Here is a 3225-nt window from a genome sequence, read left to right as displayed (position 1 = left end):
CCGGCGGTTTCGGCCGCGCCGCGCGCGCCGGGACGCTGGCAGCCCGCGCCCGGCACGACCTGGCAGTGGCAGCTCAGCGGCAAGCTCGACACGAGCGTGGACGTCGCGGTGTACGACATCGACGGCGTCGACACCGAGGCCGGCGTGGTCGCCGGGTTGCACGCGGCCGGCCGCAAGGTCGTCTGCTACGTCAACGTCGGCGCGGCCGAAGACTTCCGGCCGGACGCGGCGGCGTTCCCGCCCGAGGTCAAGGGGAAGAGCGACGGCTGGGACGGCGAGCGCTGGCTGGACATCCGCCGCCGCGACACCCTGCGCCCGATCATGGCGGCGCGGTTCGGCCAGTGCCGCGACAAGGGGTTCGACGCGATCGAAGGCGACAACGTCGACGGCTACGACGAGGACACCGGCTTCCCGCTGACCGCGGCCGACCAGCTGGCCTACAACCGGATGCTCGCCGGCATGGCACACGAGCTCGGCCTGTCGATCGCGCTCAAGAACGACCTCGGCCAGGTCCGGGACCTGGTGGCGGACTTCGACTTCTCGGTCGACGAGGAGTGCGCCGAACTGGGCGGGTGCCCGCTGCTGACGCCGTTCGTCGAAGCCGGGAAAGCCGTCTTCCACGTGGAGTACAACCTCGAGCCGGCGCGGTTCTGCGCCGAGACCACCGCACTGGGGTTCAGCTCGATGCGCAAGAACCGCGCCCTCGACGCGCCCCGGTGGCCGTGCACCCCGTAGCGCCCGCCGTCATTGCCGTTGCTGGGATTCCATCCACCACTTGTCGGGGTAACCGACCAGCGCGCCGGGCGGGGGCACCGCGGTGAACCCGTAGTTGGCGGCCGCGGTCACCGTCACACCCTGCGCCTTGTACGCGCCGATCTGCTTCACCGCGTCCGCGATGAAACCGGCCACCGCGGTCACGAACGTGTCCAGCGCACTGGAGACCTTGTCGACGATGTCGATGTCGGCGAGCACGTTGAGGCCGGGCACGAGGTTGAAGGCGACGTCGGTCGCGATCCCGGCGAGCGCACCGGCGCACTGGCCGATCGCGTTGATGGCGTTGCCGTAGGTGTTGTACACCTCCGCCGCGCAGTTGCCCAGGGTGGTGCCGATGTCGGTCATGGCGGCGCCGTTGCTCTCGAACACCGACAGCACGCCTCCGCCGTTCGAGCCGACCCAGCTGCCGAACGATTCCGCGGCCGGCCCCTGCCAGTACCCGGCCAGGTTGGTCGTCGCGGTGGTGATGCTCTGCTTGCCCGAGGCGATCACCGTGTTGGCGGCCCACTGTTCGGCCAGGGCGTGGACTTGGTCGGCGTTGCCGAACAGTTCGTCGCGAATCCGGTTGAGGGTGCTGATCGCGTCGCCGTTGTCGATGTACCACTCGTTCGCCCAGTGCCGGATGAGCTTGTCGTTCTCCACCGGGTACGGCTGCCGGATGAGCGCAGGCACGTCACTGGTCATTTCCGCCCCGGCCCCTCGGGGATGTCGCTTGCCATGCGGGTGAGTCCCTCCTGGATGGAAGTTTCCGTCGCGGTGTACTTCCGTGCCGAGGCGAGCAGCTCGTCGGCGGCCTGCCGCAGGCTGGCCGCGCTGCTCGCGGTCTTGCCCTGAACCACCGACAGCGCGGCGTTGTACTCGCCGACCACACCGGCCTGCCGGCCGAGGAAGCCCAGCGCGTCGTCCGCCAGAGCCCAGCCCGCCATGTCGGCGCGCAGCCGCGCCCAGTCGGCCGCCACATCCTCGAACGTGACCGCCGCGTTCTCCAGCTGGTCCGCGGCGACCCCGAACCCGCCGTCCGGCGCCTCGATCATCCGTTGTTCCCTTCGGTCAGGTGAACGTGTTTCCCCACGCCTGCGCGAGCGCTTCCGCCCGATGGTCCTTACTGCCCTGTTCGGCCCGCCGGATGGCCGTGAGCACGGCTTCGCCGAGCGCGGCAGCGGTGGTGTAGCGCACCGCGGCCAGGTCGAGATCCACCGCTAGCAACCGGCTGTCGCCGGACACGACGACCGTGCCCAGGTCTCCCGCGATCGGCGTGGTGTGCCGGATTTCGGCGAAGCCGGCGATGGTGGCGCGGCCGCGCGCCAACCCGTTTTCCAGCTCGATCACCCGCGCGTACAACAGGTCGTACGGATTCACCAGTCCTCCACCGTGTTCTCGTCCGGGGCCGGTTCGGCCAGCCGGGCGGCGTGTTCGGCGGCGACCGCGCGGGCGCGAACGACGGCTTCGACCACGCCGGGGCCGATCAGCTGCGGTTTCGGTCCCCGCACCGCGTCCGCCGAGATGCGCAGGTCCAGCAAATTGCCACGCCCGTCCACCACCGCGGTCACGTCCGCCTGGTCGGCCCGCCCGGTGTGCCGGGCCTCGGCCAGCAGCGCACCCAGCTCGATGGCCCGCGCCCGGTACCGGGCACGCAAGTCCGTTCTGTCGGGTTCTCCGGTCATGATCCCCACGCGCCCCCTCGATCAGGAGACAACAGCTTGCCGGGCCCCGGTATCTCACCGGTTCCCGTACGGTTCCTTCAGGGCGCTTGGCCCAGGAGCGTTTCCAAGGTGGCGTTGGGGATGGTGGCCGACGCGCCGAGCAGGGCGGCTGCCGTGTGGTGGTGGGTTCCGGCCGTCGGCGAACCGAGCGCGCGCAGGGCCCTGGCGAGCTGGCGGTGGGCCGCGCCGCGCCCGTAGGCATCGCCGTGGTCACCGAGGATTTCCAAGGCGCGGCGAGCGTCTTCGGCGGCGCCGTCCGGGTTTTCCCGCCGCAGGCGCACCTGCGCCCGGGACAGGCGCGCTTCCCATTCGTCGCTTCGCTCGTGGGCTTGCCGGCACAGTGCGATGCACTCGTCGAGCGCGCTCTCGGCCGCCGCCAGGTCACCGAGCCCGTACTGGGCCTGGCCGAGCACCGCCAGGCCGTAAGCCGCTCCGGTGACGTCGTCGTGGGCCCGGGAGCGCGCCAGGCTCTGCCCGGCGTACCGGCTCGCTTCGGCGTGGCGGCCCGCTTGCAGGTGGACCTCCGCCATGCAGCACAGCGCGACCCGGGACGCGCCCGCCGGCCCGTGCCGCTCGACGAGCTCGATCGAGTCCGCGAGGCAGGCCACCGCTTCGTCCAGCCGGCCGAGTTCCTTCAGCACGATGCCGACGTTCGTCAGACCGCGGCCTTGGCCGAACAGGTCGCCGCGCCGGCGCCGGCTCGCGACCACGGCGAGGAAGTCGGCGTGCGCCTGGCCGAGCCGGCCCA

General features: G+C 71.5%; 6 protein-coding genes. 1 reads left to right on the top strand and 5 read right to left on the bottom strand.

Annotated elements, in window-relative coordinates; genetic code table 11:
- Positions 1–735 (top strand): endo alpha-1,4 polygalactosaminidase (locus G3I65_RS19750; protein WP_160697424.1); only part of this gene is annotated, 735 nt, incomplete at its 5' end.
- Between the two features lie 9 nt (positions 736–744).
- Here the strand turns inward: G3I65_RS19750 and G3I65_RS19745 are convergent.
- The 5 genes from G3I65_RS19745 to G3I65_RS19725 all read right to left on the bottom strand — a co-directional run.
- A complete protein-coding gene (locus G3I65_RS19745; RefSeq protein ID WP_160697423.1) occupies positions 745–1446 on the bottom strand; it encodes a hypothetical protein in 702 nt (233 codons plus the stop codon).
- Between the two features lie 8 nt (positions 1447–1454).
- The gene (locus G3I65_RS19740; RefSeq protein WP_160697422.1) at positions 1455–1808 is read right to left on the bottom strand and encodes a hypothetical protein; all 354 of its coding nucleotides are present in this window, start codon (positions 1806–1808) and stop codon (positions 1455–1457) included.
- 16 nt (positions 1809–1824) lie between these two features.
- Positions 1825–2103, bottom strand: a complete 279-nt coding sequence (locus tag G3I65_RS19735) for a hypothetical protein (protein ID WP_160697421.1) — start codon at positions 2101–2103, stop codon at positions 1825–1827.
- Between the two features lie 26 nt (positions 2104–2129).
- Positions 2130–2438 (bottom strand): YbaB/EbfC family nucleoid-associated protein, encoded by a 309-nt coding sequence (locus G3I65_RS19730; RefSeq protein ID WP_160697420.1) that lies wholly within the window; start codon positions 2436–2438, stop codon positions 2130–2132.
- Between the two features lie 77 nt (positions 2439–2515).
- The coding region (locus tag G3I65_RS19725) for a tetratricopeptide repeat protein (RefSeq protein WP_160697419.1) at positions 2516–3225 on the bottom strand (710 nt) is incomplete at its 5' end.

It is taken from the genome of Amycolatopsis sp. SID8362 (genome assembly GCF_010550475.1).
In the GTDB taxonomy this organism is placed as follows: domain Bacteria; phylum Actinomycetota; class Actinomycetes; order Mycobacteriales; family Pseudonocardiaceae; genus Amycolatopsis; species Amycolatopsis eburnea.
The sequence above is the reverse complement of the archived record's forward strand: the minus strand, read 5'-3'. Positions and strand labels throughout refer to the sequence as shown.

Coding starts and splice junctions, on each gene's coding strand:
- G3I65_RS19740 (WP_160697422.1), bottom strand. CDS start 1,808: ATGATCGAGGCGCCGGACGGCGGGTTCGGGGTCGCCGCGGACCAGCTG.
- G3I65_RS19730 (WP_160697420.1), bottom strand. CDS start 2,438: ATGACCGGAGAACCCGACAGAACGGACTTGCGTGCCCGGTACCGGGCG.